Consider the following 14,815-nt stretch of genomic DNA (forward strand, 5'->3'; position numbering starts at 1 on the left):
CCGGTAGCTCGTCAGGCTCATAACCTGAAGGCCGCAGGTTCAAATCCTGCCCCCGCAACCACTGTAACTTGTAACAGCAGCTATTGCTGCTCACGCTCGGCCAGCAAGGCTTCGCAGCGGTGCAGGAATTTTGTCTTGTCGGCAAGTGACTTGAACTCTCCAGCAGAACGTATGTGACCTTGCCCCGTTGAGATAATCCATTTTGAAGTAAGCTCTGGCCCATTGAGAGGACCAGAGAATGAAGCGCAACCGTTTCACAGATGAGCAGATTATCGGGATATTGAAGGAGCACGAGGCCGGCACGCCGGTCTCGGAGCTTTGCCGCAAGCACGGCGTCAGCGATGCCAGCATCTATAAATGGAAGGCCAAATTCGGCGGCATGGACGTATCCGAAGCCAAGCGGCTGAAGACGCTTGAAGACGAGAACGCGAAGCTGAAGCGGCTCCTGGCGGGCGCGATTCTCGACAATGCAGCTTTGAAAGACCTTTTGGGAAAGAAGTGGTGACGCCCGCAGCCAGGCGGAAAGCTGTCGCGCATTTGATGGGTCACCACGAGATGAGCGAACGGCGGGCGTGTAAAGCCATGGGCTTTTGCCGAATGACAATCCGTTACAAAACCAGGCGCAGCGGCGATGATAGTCTTCGCGAGCGGATGAAGGCACTGGCGCATGAACGCCGCCGCTTCGGTTACCGACGCATCCATGTGCTGCTCAAACGCGAGGGACACCGTGTGAACCACAAGAAACTCTTCCGGCTGTATCGGGAGGAGAAGCTGACCGTGCGCAAGCGCGGCGGCCGCAAGCGCGCGATCGGCACGCGAGCACCGATGCTGGTCCCGATGACGGCCAATGATCGCTGGTCGCTGGACTTCGTGTCGGATCAACTCACCGATGGGCGCAGGTTCCGGGTGCTGACGATCGTCGATGATTGCACCAGAGAATGCCTGGGCCTCGTCGCCGATACATCCCTCTCGGGCCTTCGGGTTGCTCGAGAGTTGGATCAGATCATCGAGAAGCGTGGCAAGCCGAAGATGATCGTCAGCGACAATGGCAGTGAGTTCACCAGCAACGCGATCCTGCAATGGACGGATCAGGTCAAGGTGGGATGGCACTACATCGCGCCGGGTAAGCCAATCCAGAACGCCTTCATCGAAAGCTTCAATGGCCGACTGCGGGATGAGCTCCTGAACGAGACGCTCTTCTCGTCACTGAGCCATGCCCGATCAGTGCTCTCAACCTGGTGCAATGACTACAACGATCATCGACCACATTCCGGCCTCGGCTGGCTGACACCGGCCGAGTTCGCTCAGACCATCAACCCGCGACGTGATGCGGTGCTGCGCAGCCGGAATGGCTCCGCACCGCAACACGCCGCTACCGCACAAAATACAGCAACCACAAACCGCCGGAGCGAACTCAAAACTGGATAAAATTTGGGGGCAAGGTCATATGCGGGCGAACTCCGAAGATTGTTGATGCCGCAGGTCACAGGAGACCTCACGCCAGGCTTCCTGGGCGGCCATAATCGCGGCGAGGCGACCGTGAATGGTCAGTTCCGCCGTCTTGCCACCCGACGATGGCGCGATGACCACCTTTTGCACGAGCTGGCGGGTTATCGATATCCAGGTCTCTTCGGCACCGCTCTCTCGGGTTGACAGCATGGTCTTGACCGCGGCTATTGAACTATGCACCTACGGGGATGATGGCTTATCGCCGGGTGTTCGCAAATTACCACCGTCTGGATCAGGACGCGAATGGCAACCTCGACATTCGGGATTGGACTGCTACTTCAGTCCGGCAATTTGTTACAGATAATCGTCCGCCAGCACGTCGATGCAGGCGAGCCGAGACCACCTTCTCACGCGTGCTTCGAGTTCATCGTGCTGAGCGTCTAGGATGGCAAGGCGCGGCCGGCGCTCTGTGTGTTTGGCGTGAAAGGCGGCCAACCGATTGGACTGAACCCTCGTAGTTTTGGTAATGTCGGAGATACGGAAAGTGCTCCGGCCAACGCTCCCAGCATCCTGTTTCGGTCCCTGGCTGACGTTCGCAAAAGATGCCATATCTGTAGACGAGAGGTAGATTTCATTGCCACTGACTCGATTTTTTGCCAGTCTCTTCCCTGGACAATCTCGACCACGACGTGATCGAAGCAACTCTACAGGGATGACTGGAATAGTATGACAATGTTGAAAAATATCCCGAAGCATCTGAGTCCAGACGTTCTTTGGGCACTCGCAGCAATGGGGCATGGTGATTGTCTCGTAGTGGTGGATGCCAATTATCCAGCATATTCCCGTCATCAACGCGTCTTGCCGATTGTAGGGGTCCCTCTCGTTTCAATCATCACCGATATATTGAAGCTGATGCCGGTCGACGATTTCCTCGAAAAGCCCGTTGTGAAAATGGTCCCTGACGGCGACCTCGGCTACGGCACGTCGGTTCATGACGATGTCGAAAAAATAGTAAACGAAATAGAGCAACGGGAGGTTGGCTTCCAGCCCGTTGAGAGGACGAGATTCTACGATGTGGCGGCTGGTGCATTTGCTGTTGTCGCGACTACGGACGATCGACCATTTGGATGTTTCATTTTCACAAAAGGCGTCATCCGATCTGTCTAATTTGCATCCAGCGGTTCAATTCACCAGCCTTTTCATGTGGTCAGGCCGCCCATCGAGCGCAGGATCGAACCTGCGAGCATGACTCAGCAATGCAACGTGAAGTGGCTACTGATCGCGATCTCGCCTAGTAATATAGAGGAAAGAGCGCTTGCCACATCATCGGTCACGCCAGCGGTTCGCGTGTTGATGCCCTCTCCCCCAGCCAGGCCGCGGCTACGCCGACGTCCAACACGGCGCCTATAAAATTGCCAAAGCCTAAGAGTTGCGACCGCCCAAACGAGCAGCGCGGAAGATTCGGCTGAAGCCAGCCGTTGAAGGGGAGGCGAAGATTGCAACGCCTACCGCAGCGTCGGCAAGACCCCTCCGACATATTCCGCAAAAGCAGTATGTTGGTCGGAACCACGGTCAACAATAACTGATTCCTGCCCACTGGAAATGCCGTGACGCGCAACGCCGCCGCGCACCGGATGGATACAATGCCGGTATACTTTTGGGAAACCCGCAGGCGCGCGCCGTCCGGAATAATCCAGTTCCACGATGTGGAGGTTGCACTCCTTCAACATTGGGGTTGAGAACTCGCCGGTCCAGGCCGCTCGTTGGCCCAGTGCAATGTTCTCCGCTCCAATCTTCCCGGAGGTCTCCGCGTGCGAGGCCGTCGCCTCGCGCATGGAGTTGAAAGGCGAAATGACGAAACGCTGAATGGGGGATCACGCATCGCGTCAGCGGCTATCGGCCCTCGACAAAGGTTTCGCCTTTGCCATTGCCTTGTTCATCTTCCAACTGATGCCAATCCGCGCACGTGGCTTTGGCTGTTTTTATTCCAGTTGTTCGGCTGCAATCGTCAGATGTGCCTGTAAATCCTCTTGTCAGCTCACCAGCGCGCGGGCGGTCGGTTCGTCGGTGATCAGGCCTTTGAGGCGGCGGCTGCGCAGTACGGCTCGGATCGAGGCAAGCTTTTGCAACCCGCCCGCGATTGCTACGATGCGGGTCTGTTCAGGCGTTTCGAGATCGACCGAGAGCGTGCGGGCACTGAGCGTCGTTTCGAGGACGCGGCCATCTCCATCGAAGAAGTGGCCGAGCATTTCCCCGACAGCGCCGACGGCGGCGATTTCCGTGATTTCCCGCCGTTCGATCATACCGGAGGCAACAAGCTGTGCGCTGGCGTCTGCCGTTCCGATGCCGACGAATTTGAGGCCGGCACCGTTCGACATGTCAAAGATTTCCCGCACGCCGCGCTGGGCCAGCAGGATTTCGCGATCTTCTGCAGAGTTGGCAAAAAAGGGTACTGGCATCACATAGGATTGCGACCCGGTCTTCTCCGCCAGATTATACATCACGTCATGCGGATTTGCGGCGTAATTGCGGGTGAGCCCACCAAGCAGTGATACGAAGCACACGCCGGTCGCTTCAAAGCGCGGCATTTGGCGCACCGCAGCAGCCAGTGTGCGGCCATGGCCAAGGCCGATGACTTTGTAATCGCCACCCTCGATCGTGCGGCGCAGGAAGCTGGAGCCGGCAAGGCCGAGCGCGCGAAGCGGCAGGCCGTCCTCTCCCAGATCCGGCGCCACCTCGCAGGTAGCGAGCCCATAGCGATCGCAAAGCTGAGCTTCCAGTTCGGCGCATTCGACGATGGCGCCATCGATCGAGACCTTGACGGCACCGTCGGCCACCGCGCGTGCAATGAGTCGATGCGCCTTAACAGAGGGCACGCCGAGCCGTTTTGCCACCGCAGCCTGCGTCAGTCCGCCAGCGTAATGCAGCCAGGCCGCGCGGATCGCCAGGCTTTCTTCGGGATCGCTGTCACTGCGGCGGGCCATTGCTCTTCCTTCTGCTGCTGTCTGTCGTCAGGCTAGTCAAGACAAGGATCTCCTGCAATTCGCCCTCTGCGCCGTTTCCTGCAAGAGCCGCTGTCTGATGAGATCGGATCAGATATGCAGGTCCTTGATGCCGCTCTCGATATGGGGTGCCCAGAAGGCAATGCTTTCGGCGATCTGGGAAATCACCTGACGGTCGTTCGGATCGCGCTCCTTGAAGGACAGTTCTAGGCAGATCTCGTTGTTCTCCGCGCCGCCTTGCGCAAAGGCTTCGAGCAGCGGCTCGGGATGGATGCGGCCCTTGGCGTTGAATTCGGCGATGAACGGCCGGTGACCGCCCTTGTCCATCAGGCTCTGCTTGATGTGGATGATCGGCGACACTTTTGGCACGGCGCGGGCCCAGGCATAAGGGTCGAAATCGTCCGGATTGGCGGAGGTGACATCGCCGTGGTCGATATCGGCCATCATCCACATCGGGATCGCCATATTCGCTGATGTCAGCCGATCCTGAAGGTGAAGACAGCCTGCGATCGTTTCGCCGAATTCGCGCCCGACGCTCATCGGTTCCCAGAACAGGAAGGAGAGGCCGGCACCCTTGGCATGTTCCGCCACCTCGGCCCAGCAGTCGATGGCGATCTTGATCAGCTCTTCGCGACGGGCCGGATCATCGAAATCCTTATAGGTGAAGATCGCAAACTGCGTGCCGACGGAGGTGCCGCCGAGATCGGCGGTGATATCGGCAAAGGTCTTGAACCAGTCGATATAATAGCGCCGCACATCGGCATCCGGATGGCCGAAATGGTTGAGGCGGCCATAGGGTCCGGTCATGCCGCTGGTCACGCGAACGCCGGTGCGGTTAAGGGCAGTGCCCATCTCCCGCGTCAGGCGGCGGATGACGGGCGCCGGCCAGCTCGGGTTGATGAACTCATGGGTCAGCTGCAGGTCGCGGACTTTCAGGTCGCGCGCCACCGTTTCGATGAGATCGGCCGGCTCGGCAAAACGGTTCACCAGCGGGTTGGTGTTGAGGGAAAGCGTCAGCGGCATGGGCGGTCTCCGGTCTCAGGCGGCACTGGCGAGATTTGCTTCGTCAAACCAGGCGGTAAAGGCAGCCTGTTCTGCCTCAGTCAAGTGCAGGTAATGTTTCGTGCGGCGGTAGAGCACGTCCTTGGCTGTGCGTGCCCATTCGCTTTTCACGAGGTAGCGCACCTCCGCCTCGTAAAGCTGGCCACCGAAATGCCGGCCTAGATCTGCAAGACTATCTGCCGTGCCGGCAATCTGGCGCGTGCGCGTGCCGTAAAGGCGGCCGTAATGCTGCAGAAGCGCACGCGGCATCCATGGATAAAGATCACGTAAGGTATTGGCAAAACTCTCGTAGTCAGCATTGGGCATGTCGCCGCCAGGAAGCGGCGCCGCTTCCGTCCAGTTGCCCCCCATTGTGGGAAAGACCTGGGTCAGCTTCTGCATCCCGCGCTCGGCAAGCTCGCGGAACGTGGTGATCTTGCCGCCGAACACATTGAGGAGCGGCGCGCCGCCCGTTTCGTCGAGATCAAAGACATAGTCGCGCGTGACGGCCGACGGATTGCCCTTCCCATCGTCAAACAGGGGCCGCACGCCGGAAAACGTGTGCAGCACATCCTGGCGCCGGAGCTTTTCCTTGAAATACCGGTTCACGGCAGACAGGAGATACTCGATCTCCCGCTCGTCGGCACTCACCTCTTCGGCACGGCCTTCATAGGCAATATCGGTGGTGCCGATCAGAGCCTTGTCTCCCTCGTAAGGGTTGATGAAGATCACCCGCTTGTCGTGGTTCTGCACCAGATAGGCCTGCGGCCCTGCCCACCATTTGGGCACGATGATATGGCTGCCCTTGACGAGGCGCACATTGCGCGCCGAGTTGGAGCCGGCCACCCGGCCGATAATGTCCGATACCCACGGGCCGGCGCAATTGGCAATGCAGCGGGCGCGGAATTGGCGAGTTTCGCCGGTCAGAACATTCTTCGTGGTAATGGACCAGGCGCTGTCTTCGCGCCGTGCGGTGACGGCGGCTGTGCGGGTCAGAACCTCGCAGCCCTTTTCTGCTGCATCCACTGCGTTCAGTACGACCAGGCGCGCATCGTCCACCCAGCAGTCGGAGTATTCAAACCCCTTGGTGTAGTCGTCGAGGATCGGTGCGCCTTCGGGATCGCGGGTGAGATCCAGCGTACGGGTACCCGGCAGTTTCTTGCGGCCGCCGAGGTGATCGTAGAGAAAGAGGCCGAGCCGTACCAGCCAGGCGGGGCGATCCTGCGGGCTATGCGGCAGAACGAACCGCATCGGCCAGATGATGTGCGGGGCGGCCTTCAGCAGCACCTCGCGTTCGATCAGCGCCTCGCGCACCAGACGGAATTCGTAGTATTCGAGATAACGCAAACCGCCATGCACCAGCTTGCCGGAGCGCGAGGACGTGCCTTCGGCCAGATCGTCCTTCTCGCACAAGACCACTTTGAGGCCGCGGCCGGCAGCGTCGCGCGCCATCCCGGCACCATTGATGCCGCCGCCAATGACGAACAGATCGATCATCTGTGTTTGCGTGCTCATGTCTTTTTCCTCTGAAGTGTCGCATCGCGGGCCGCCGCCAGCCTCGTCCAGGCGGGAACAAGCGCGTGACGCGCGGATTGGAAAGCGGGAAACAGCCGATCATAGGTGGCGGCAAGTTCTGCGTTCGGGGTCTCCGGTGCAGCAAGCAGCGGCGTCACCCATTCGCCAACGCAGGCGTTCATGTCGGGATAGGCGCCGATGGCAACGGCTGCCATCATTGCGGCACCCGCAGCGCCTGCCTCTTCACGGTCGGAGACGCGGACCGGCGCGTTGATCGCAGCTGAGAGAACCGCGCGCAGACCGCGCGAGCGCGCCGCGCCGCCGCTGAGGCGTAGTTCCGAGGGAAGGCCGCCCATCGCCGCATAACAATCGCGCATCGCCATGCCGAGACCTTCAACCACGGCGCGCACCAGATCCGGGTAACGATGACTGGCCGAAAGGCCGATGAAACCGGCACGGGCCTGCGCGTTAACGAAAGGCCCACGCTCGCCAGCTTCGGAAATATAGGGATGGTAGGCGATCTGGCCGGGAGTGGATTTTTCAAGCCAGCCCTCGATACGGCCCATCAGGTCGCGTGGTGTGATCTCCTGTCCCATCTCGCGCAGCAGGTCTGTGCCAAGGCTTAAGACCCAGTCGAGATTGAGGGTGGCGGCCATATTGGTTTGGGCCTGCACGACCGTATTCGGTACGGGGAGCGCCATGACATATCCGGTGCCTTCGGCGTTGAGATGTACGCCGGCGATATTGGTTGCCCGCATGTGGACGCCGGTCGAGCCGACGATGGAGCAGGCGGTATCGCCGGTACCACCATAAACGCCGGCACCCAGCGCCGTCATCACCATGTCCACGTAACCGAGGCAGACGGGCGTGCCCTCCAGCAAACCCGTCTGTTTTGCCGCCGTCGCTGTCAGCGGATTGAGGGTCTGCGTGCCCTCGATGATTTCAGGCAGCAGATGGCGGCGGTGGCCAAGACCCAGCGCGTCAAAAACCTGGTCCTCATAACCGCGCGTGCGGAAATTCCCGAAGGTAAAATTTGCTTCCGACGGATCGGTGGCGCGCACGTCTGTGAGGTTGAGATAAAGCCAGTCCTTGCAATGGAGGGCAACGTCGGCAGAATCGAGAAGTTCTGGAAAAAACCGGTCCATATGCGCCATTTGCGCACCCTGCTGGCAGGTGTTTAGCCCTGTACCCGTCAGTTCGAAACGCGCCCGGTTCTCAGTCTTTGCGGCAAGCACATCAACGGTCGGGGCCGCGCGGGCGTCGAGCCACAGCCAGGCATCGCCAACGGGCCGGTTATCGCGGTCGACAAGCCATGTACCGTCGCCCTGAGCAGTCACGGCAACCGCTGCCGTCCGACGGGAAAGATCGGTGATCTGCTCGCCAAGACCCCGTAGCGCCCGCGTGCAATCGGCCCAGGTTCTGTCGAGCGGCTGCGTCGCGGATCCATCGGAACCGGACAGGTAGCTGTTGGGCACGCTGGAGGACGAGATCTGCCGGCCTGCCAGATCGAAGGCCACCGCCTTGATAACCGAGGTGCCGGCATCAATGCCGATGATCACATCACGCATGGCGCATACCGCGGATCGTCGCATGGACAGGGACGCACAAAGGCGCTTTGGAGATAGTCTTCATGCAGTTTCATCCTCCTCCGCGCGATACCGTTGCGTCCTGTCGAAGGCATTCCTCACCCCGCGCCCCGGATCGCTCGCACGTTGATAATACATATCACAATGATAACAAGGAACATGATTTTTTTTGCAGACGCGGAAGTTTTTTTCAGTTATGTTAGAAAGCTATAGGGTTTTTTCGTTGCTTGCGTGCGGCCGGCGCTGTCTCGCTACATCCGACAGTCTTTTGCGCTGGTACGCTCGCCTCGGCCACCGGCAGACTTTAGCGTGGTCGCATCGTGGTTTGCGGATTTTTGTTTAAGTTCAAGACATTGCTGCAAGTGCGTTGTGTCGGTCCGCAAGAGTGCTCTGCCCTCAAAGAGCGTCGGGCGGCTTGCACAATCGGCGGCCGGCGCGCCTGGAAGGCCTTCGGATCTGGCGAATGTGCCGTCGATCCCGTGCAAGATCTCACCTCTGCGTGAGCGATCTCTCAAAAAGGACCTGTCTTCAACATAACATACTTGACGGCCTATATAACGTGAATATAGCGTAGAGGGATGAAGCGATCGTGGGGCCTGGAGGAGGCGCTGCGGCTATCAAGAATGGGAGGAGGCCATGCTGCTTTACGCCGCGCGCTGCACGCGTTTGCCGCCGATCAGGAAGGCCCGGCTTCGGGCTGCCTTCCTGCTTCTTTCCATACTCTTTCAACATCGGGCGAAAGGCGAGGCCGGCTCATGAGCACCCTCCAATCTTCAGTCGCCGCATTGCGTGCGCGTAAAGCCAAGCAATCGTCGAAGCGCACGGGTGTCGTCCTTGTGGGTGCCGGCCTGCTTGTTCTGTCTGCCATCGCGCTCGACACGACGGTTGTCCATGTCGGGTCGGAAGCCGATGTTCGCCAGCAGGCGTTTTCGCCCGATACGTTCGGCACAAAGGAATTTCCGCGTGTTCAGTCGGTGGTGGTGGAAAAGGCTGCCGACGCCGTGGCGATCGCGCCGGAAGTGCTTGCCGACAAGGCAGCTGCCGGCAAGAAATACGGCACCGCGTCTACGACCGGTACGGTGATGATGGTCGAATTTTCCGGTGTCGTGGGCGAAGGCAAGTCCGGCATCTATGAGGTGGCTGTCGCCGGAATGCCGGCCGATATCAAGCTGCGCATGCAGACCGGGCCCGCCATCAACGGCACAGATCTGCGCGATGCGCCGGGCGATATCGCCTTCGGGTCGTTCAAGAACCAGATCGAATACCAGGACGCCGGTTCGGCCATCAACCGCGCCATGAAGGCTTCGGTGCTCGATCCGATCGATACGTCGGCGCTGACGGGCAAGACGGTCGAAGTCGTCGGCGCCTTTCGCCTCGTCAACCCGAAAAACTGGTTGATCACGCCGGTGAAGGTGGATGTGAAATGAGCGAGCCAGAGACGAAAGACCCCCGCCGCGGCGATGTCGTGCTGTCGGCGCGCAACATCGCCAAGTCGTATGGCAACATCCATGCTCTCAAGGGCGTGAATTTCGATATCCGTTATGGCCAGGTCACCACGCTGTTCGGCGAAAATGGTGCCGGCAAGTCGACGCTGATGAAGATCCTGTCTGGCGTCGTTCAGCCGACATCGGGTGAAATCGTGCTGGATGGCGAGGGGGTGAACTTTACCTCGTCGACCGAGGCGCGTGACCACGGCATCTCGATCATCCACCAAGAACTCAGCCTGGCACCCAATCTTTCGGTGCGCGACAACGTGTTCATGGGCCGCGAGATCCAGGGCGCCACGGGCGTAGATTTTGCCGAGGAAGAGCGTCAGGTGCGGCTTCTGCTCGAAGAGTTGGAAGAAGACATCGACCCGCTGACGCCCGTAGAAGACCTGCGTCTCGGCCAGCAGCAGATCGTGGAAATCGCCCGCGCGCTTTCAATCGACAGCCGCATCCTGATCATGGACGAGCCAACCTCGGCGCTTTCGGCGGCCGAAGTCGAGGTGCTGTTCAAGGTTATTCGGGATCTCACAGCCAAGGGCGTATCGATCGTTTATATCTCGCACCATCTCGAAGAAGCGCTGGAAATCACCGATCACGCCGTCGTGCTGCGCGATGGTACCATGACCGCTTATGCGCCGCGCGCCGAGATCGATCTGGAATGGATCGTGCGCAACATGGTGGGCGAACATTATGATCTGGGATCCCCGCCGTCAGGTTATGATTTTGGGGAAACGGCGCTTTCAGTGGTCGATCTGACGGTTGCCGATCCCAATGCCGGCTTCAACCTAGTGGACCGCTTGTCGCTCGATGTGAAGGCCGGCGAAATCGTCTGCATCTACGGGCTGATGGGGGCAGGGCGCACCGAGTTGCTGGAAACGCTGGCCGGCCGCCTCAAGCCGAAATCCGGCAGTATCTTTCTGGAGGGCGAGGAAATCTCGTCGCTGTCGATTGCCGATCGCATTGCCTGTGGTCTAGCGCTCGTGCCGGAAGACCGCCAGCGCGATGGCCTGGTGCAGACCATGAGCGTCGGTGAAAACATGTCGCTCGCATCGATCATGAATTTCACCCGCGGCCTCTTTACCAGCCGGCGGATCGAGCAGTCGCTGATTGCCGATACCATCCGTAAGGTAACCGTGAAGACGTCTGGCGGTGGCGCCCCCATCGGCTCTCTTTCGGGGGGCAACCAGCAGAAGGTGGTCATCGGCAAGATGCTGGCGACCGATCCGACCGTGCTCCTGCTCGACGAGCCATCGCGCGGCATCGATATCGGCGCCAAGGCAGAAGTGTTTAAGCTTCTGGCAGAGCGCGCGCGCACCGGTCTGGCGGTGGTATTTTCCACGTCGGAAGTCAGCGAGTGCCTGTCGGTCGCACATCGCATCATCGTCATGCACAAGGGTCGCATCTCGGCCGAGTTCGATTCGAGCGTCACCAAGGAAAAGATCATGGCTGCCTCCGGCGAGTCTGTGGCTGCCTGATGCCGTCAATTGGGGAATTCTAGACCATGAACCAAGCCATCGCACCGAAAGCCGAAACTGCCAAAGTCGACAAAGCTGGCGGCATGAGCATTGGCCAACTCCTTTTGGAGGGGCGCGCCTTCTTCGCCCTGATCCTCATCATTGCCGTGTTTTCCTACCTGTCGCCGAACTATTTCACCGTTGCCAATTTTCTCATCATGGCTTCGCATGTCGCCATTTACGGTATCCTTGCCATCGGCATGCTGCTAGTGATCCTAAACGGCGGCATTGACCTGTCGGTCGGCTCGATCCTTGCACTCTGCGGGGTCGTTGCCGGCGCCATGATGCAGGGCGTCGAGCTTTCGGCCTTCGGCGTCATCCTTTACCCGCCGGTCTGGGCGGTAGTGGTGCTGACCTGCCTGTTCGGCGCTTTTGTTGGCGCCATCAACGGCATCCTGGTCGCCTGGTTCCGCGTGCCGGCCTTCGTTGCAACGCTCGGCGTCATGTATGTTGCCCGCGGTATCGCGCTGTTGCAGACCAATGGCCTCACCTACAACAACCTGTCGGGCCGTCCCGAACTTGGCAATACCGGCTTCGACTGGCTTGGCTTCAACCGTCTGGCTGGCGTCCCCATCTCCGTCATCGTTCTGACCGTGATCGCCCTCTTGGCCGGCCTGATGCTTGCCCGCTCGGCTTTTGGCCGCTGGCTGTATGCATCTGGTGGCAACGAGCGGGCGGCAGATCTCTCCGGCGTGCCGGTCAAACGCGTCAAGATCACCGTCTATACGCTCTCCGGTATCCTTTCGGCCATTGCCGGGCTGGTGCTGTCATCACAGCTGACATCTGCTGGCCCGACGGCCGGCAGCACCTATGAACTGACGGCAATTGCCGCTGTGGTTGTCGGCGGTGCGGCACTGACCGGTGGTCGCGGCACGGTACGCGGCACGATGCTTGGCGCTTTCGTCATCGGTTTCCTTTCCGATGGCCTGGTCATCATCGGCGTCTCGTCCTACTGGCAGACCGTTTTCACCGGCTCGGTTATCGTGCTGGCCGTCCTCATGAACACAATTCAGTACGGCTCCGGCGCACGCAAGGGCTGACGTCCAAGAACTTGTCCGCAAAGGCCTGTTGGGAGGGTACCGCGGAAAGGATGCCTGAAGAGGCGAAGACTGCAACATTCCAATGGGAGTAGAAAATGTTGAAATCCTTTCAGAAATTCATGCTTGCCGCCGTCGCGACAGGCCTCATGACGACAGCTGCCATGGCAGACGGCCTGATCTCGATCATCGTCACGGATCCGGCCAACCCCTACTGGCGCACCGAAGGTGAAGTTGCCAAGAAGACGGCGGAAGGCCTTGGCTACAAGGCGAATGTCGCCGCCCACAAGGGCGACACCAACACCGAATCGACCCTCATCGATACGGCGATCACCAACAAGTCGGCCGCCATCATCCTCGATCCAGCCAATGCCGATGGTTCGGTCGGCGCGGTGAAGAAGGCTGTTGCCGCGGGTATCCCGGTCATTCTCGTCAATGCCGAGATCAACCAGGAAGGTCTTGCCAAGGCGCAGCTCGTTTCCAACAACGCGCAAGGGGCAGCGCTTGGTGCCGAAACCTGGATCTCGATGGTCGGCGAAAAGGGCACCTATGTGGAGCTGTTCGGCAACCCCGCAGACAACAATGCCGCGACCCGCTCTAACGGCTACGAAACCGTCATTACCCAGTATCCGGACATGAAGAAGGTCGGCAGGGAAGTGGCCAACTGGGATCGCACCCAGGGCTACCAGAAGATGCAGTCCCTGCTTCAGGCCAACCCGAACATCAACGGCGTTATCGCCGGCAATGACGAAATGGCGCTGGGTGCGATTGCAGCGCTGAAGGAAGCCGGCAAGCTCGACAAGGTCAAGGTCGGCGGCTTCGACGGTTCGCCGGATGCGGTTGCCGCCATCAAGTCCGGCGAGATGCAGTATACGGTGCTCCAGCCGGTTGCCGTCTTCTCGGCCGAAGCCGTGAAGCAGGCCGATTCCTTCATCAAGACGGGCAAGACCGGCGCTGCCACCGAAAAGCAGCTCTTCGATTGCCTGCTGATCACCAAAGACAACGTCGACGAGTATACCGGCCCGTTCACGCTCTCGCAGTAACCGGATACGATCTATCCGGGGCCGCACTCGCTGCGGCCCCGACCTCTTGCGATTTCAGCTCTTCTTTGCGGGGAAGATCATTCCAACCGGTGGCGCCCCGCTGAAGACGTGCTAGATGTCGATTGCACCAGAGGCGCGTATGGCGTGCGGATGTTCCCTGTGAGCGAGCAGCGGTGCGACAGACCGGAGCCATGGAGATGTGCGTTCACCAGTTCGCGCGGTTCTCCGGGAGATGTGGGCAATAAGCATGCGCGACCAACAGGAACGTCCTCTCGAGCGCCTGATGGGAGAGGAGATTTCCAGCGATAGCCGCCAAGCCCGCCAGATCGCTCGAAGGCAGCTGGTGGCCGAGGCCGTGATGGCTGAGGGCACGATGCGCATCGAGGATCTGACCGAGCGGTTTGGCATCAGTCTGATGACCGCTCACCGCGATCTCGATGAGTTGGTGAGCCGCGGCCTGCTCCGCAAGACACGCGGCATTGTCTCAGCGGCACCGACAAGCCTCATCGAATCCAGTGACGTCTATCGATCCACGCGGCAGGCATCCGAAAAGCGCGCCATTGCTGCTGCTGCTGCCGAGTTTATCCAGCCGGGGCAGGCGATCTTCTTTGATGATTCCACGACCGTTTTGCAAATGGTGCCGCATCTTTCAGCGCGCGTGCCGCTCACGGCGATTACCAATTCCATCACGATGATCAATGCCCTGCGTGAGGTGAGCGACCTGACGCTGCTCTGTCTTGGCGGGCAGTTCCAGAACTGGTGCAATGCCTTCATGGGACCCGTGACCACCAACGAGATCCGCCGCCTGCGCCCCGATCAGGTGTTTCTCTCCGTATCCGCCATCAGTGAAGACATGCTGTTTCACCAGTCTCCGGATATGGTGGACATCAAGCGGGCCATGTTCGAATGCGCCTCGCGCCGCATCCTGCTGGTCGACCATACCAAATTCGAGCGGCGCGCGCTGCATGCCATGGGATCGCTGGATGAATTCGACGTGGTCATCGTCGACAGCGCCACGCCTCCGCGCACCATCGAGCGGCTGCGCGCGCGAGGCATCAATCTCGTCGTTGCCGCACCAAACGGCAATGCGGATGATACAAAGAGTGATTTGTAACAGTACATCCTGTGAAGTTAACAGTAG

At 59.8% G+C, this 14,815-nt stretch carries 13 protein-coding genes; 7 read left to right on the forward strand and 6 right to left on the reverse strand.

Features of this window, described 5'->3' with window-relative positions; genetic code table 11:
• Positions 1-238: 238 nt before the first annotated feature.
• Positions 239-1,428, forward strand: a protein-coding gene (locus IFT66_RS22580) for an IS3 family transposase (protein ID WP_192079043.1) whose coding sequence is annotated in 2 segments (ribosomal slippage) — positions 239-488 and positions 488-1,428 — 1,191 coding nt in all. Because the reading frame shifts where the segments join, the coding sequence is not laid out codon by codon here.
• A gap of 15 nt (positions 1,429-1,443) precedes the next feature.
• On the opposite strand, the gene IFT66_RS22585 is transcribed toward IFT66_RS22580, so the two are convergent.
• Entirely contained in the window at positions 1,444-1,659 is a 216-nt protein-coding gene (locus IFT66_RS22585) for a hypothetical protein (RefSeq protein ID WP_192079044.1), read from the reverse strand.
• Between the two features lie 522 nt (positions 1,660-2,181).
• Between IFT66_RS22585 and IFT66_RS22590 the strand changes: the two genes are divergently transcribed.
• The gene (locus IFT66_RS22590) at positions 2,182-2,616 is read left to right on the forward strand and encodes an RbsD/FucU family protein (protein WP_192079045.1); all 435 of its coding nucleotides are present in this window, start codon (positions 2,182-2,184) and stop codon (positions 2,614-2,616) included.
• Between the two features lie 338 nt (positions 2,617-2,954).
• Here the strand turns inward: IFT66_RS22590 and IFT66_RS23990 are convergent, their stop codons facing one another.
• From IFT66_RS23990 to IFT66_RS22615, 5 genes are all read right to left on the reverse strand, one after another.
• A complete protein-coding gene (locus IFT66_RS23990; RefSeq protein WP_446737954.1) occupies positions 2,955-3,317 on the reverse strand; it encodes a triose-phosphate isomerase in 363 nt (120 codons plus the stop codon).
• 165 nt (positions 3,318-3,482) lie between these two features.
• Positions 3,483-4,433 carry a sugar-binding transcriptional regulator gene (locus IFT66_RS22600; protein ID WP_192079046.1) on the reverse strand — a complete coding sequence of 317 codons (951 nt, stop codon included), beginning with the start codon at positions 4,431-4,433 and terminating at the stop codon, positions 3,483-3,485.
• 108 nt (positions 4,434-4,541) lie between these two features.
• Positions 4,542-5,474, reverse strand: a complete 933-nt coding sequence (locus IFT66_RS22605; RefSeq protein WP_062578348.1) for a sugar phosphate isomerase/epimerase family protein — start codon at positions 5,472-5,474, stop codon at positions 4,542-4,544.
• A 15-nt stretch (positions 5,475-5,489) separates the two neighbouring features.
• The gene (locus IFT66_RS22610) at positions 5,490-7,007 is read right to left on the reverse strand and encodes a glycerol-3-phosphate dehydrogenase (protein ID WP_062578346.1); all 1,518 of its coding nucleotides are present in this window, start codon (positions 7,005-7,007) and stop codon (positions 5,490-5,492) included.
• Positions 7,004-8,575 (reverse strand): FGGY-family carbohydrate kinase, encoded by a 1,572-nt coding sequence (locus IFT66_RS22615; RefSeq protein ID WP_348270990.1) that lies wholly within the window; start codon positions 8,573-8,575, stop codon positions 7,004-7,006. The genes IFT66_RS22610 and IFT66_RS22615 overlap by 4 nt, the downstream gene beginning before the upstream one ends.
• Before the next feature lie 773 nt (positions 8,576-9,348).
• Here IFT66_RS22615 and IFT66_RS22620 point away from each other — a divergent pair.
• From IFT66_RS22620 to IFT66_RS22640, 5 genes are all read left to right on the forward strand, one after another.
• On the forward strand, positions 9,349-10,020 hold the full coding sequence (locus tag IFT66_RS22620) for a DUF2291 family protein (protein WP_062578343.1): 672 nt from the start codon (positions 9,349-9,351) through the stop codon (positions 10,018-10,020).
• On the forward strand, positions 10,017-11,555 hold the full coding sequence (locus IFT66_RS22625) for a sugar ABC transporter ATP-binding protein (RefSeq protein WP_192079047.1): 1,539 nt from the start codon (positions 10,017-10,019) through the stop codon (positions 11,553-11,555). The genes IFT66_RS22620 and IFT66_RS22625 overlap by 4 nt, the downstream gene beginning before the upstream one ends.
• A gap of 26 nt (positions 11,556-11,581) precedes the next feature.
• A complete protein-coding gene (locus tag IFT66_RS22630; RefSeq protein ID WP_062578340.1) occupies positions 11,582-12,634 on the forward strand; it encodes an ABC transporter permease in 1,053 nt (350 codons plus the stop codon).
• Positions 12,635-12,753: 119 nt separating this feature from the next.
• Complete coding sequence (locus IFT66_RS22635) at positions 12,754-13,674, forward strand: substrate-binding domain-containing protein (RefSeq protein ID WP_446737955.1); 921 nt, start codon at positions 12,754-12,756, stop codon at positions 13,672-13,674.
• Positions 13,675-13,921: 247 nt separating this feature from the next.
• Positions 13,922-14,788: a DeoR/GlpR family DNA-binding transcription regulator gene (locus IFT66_RS22640; protein WP_062578335.1), complete on the forward strand. Its 867-nt coding sequence runs from the start codon at positions 13,922-13,924 to the stop codon at positions 14,786-14,788.
• The last annotated feature ends 27 nt before the right edge of the window (positions 14,789-14,815 follow it).

This window comes from Rhizobium sp. CFBP 13726, from assembly GCF_014841925.1.
Taxonomy (GTDB): domain Bacteria; phylum Pseudomonadota; class Alphaproteobacteria; order Rhizobiales; family Rhizobiaceae; genus Neorhizobium; species Neorhizobium soli.

Excerpts from the sequence above, each read along its gene's own strand:
- IFT66_RS22610 (WP_062578346.1), bottom strand. The coding sequence starts at position 7,007 with ATGAGCACGCAAACACAGATGATCGATCTGTTCGTCATTGGCGGCGGC.
- IFT66_RS22605 (WP_062578348.1), bottom strand. The coding sequence starts at position 5,474 with ATGCCGCTGACGCTTTCCCTCAACACCAACCCGCTGGTGAACCGTTTT.
- IFT66_RS22620 (WP_062578343.1), top strand. The coding sequence starts at position 9,349 with ATGAGCACCCTCCAATCTTCAGTCGCCGCATTGCGTGCGCGTAAAGCC.
- IFT66_RS22630 (WP_062578340.1), top strand. The coding sequence starts at position 11,582 with ATGAACCAAGCCATCGCACCGAAAGCCGAAACTGCCAAAGTCGACAAA.
- IFT66_RS22600 (WP_192079046.1), bottom strand. The coding sequence starts at position 4,433 with ATGGCCCGCCGCAGTGACAGCGATCCCGAAGAAAGCCTGGCGATCCGC.
- IFT66_RS22635 (WP_446737955.1), top strand. The coding sequence starts at position 12,754 with ATGCTTGCCGCCGTCGCGACAGGCCTCATGACGACAGCTGCCATGGCA.
- IFT66_RS22640 (WP_062578335.1), top strand. The coding sequence starts at position 13,922 with ATGCGCGACCAACAGGAACGTCCTCTCGAGCGCCTGATGGGAGAGGAG.
- IFT66_RS22625 (WP_192079047.1), top strand. The coding sequence starts at position 10,017 with ATGAGCGAGCCAGAGACGAAAGACCCCCGCCGCGGCGATGTCGTGCTG.
- IFT66_RS22615 (WP_348270990.1), bottom strand. The coding sequence starts at position 8,575 with ATGCGTGATGTGATCATCGGCATTGATGCCGGCACCTCGGTTATCAAG.
- IFT66_RS22585 (WP_192079044.1), bottom strand. The coding sequence starts at position 1,659 with ATGCTGTCAACCCGAGAGAGCGGTGCCGAAGAGACCTGGATATCGATA.
- IFT66_RS22590 (WP_192079045.1), top strand. The coding sequence starts at position 2,182 with ATGTTGAAAAATATCCCGAAGCATCTGAGTCCAGACGTTCTTTGGGCA.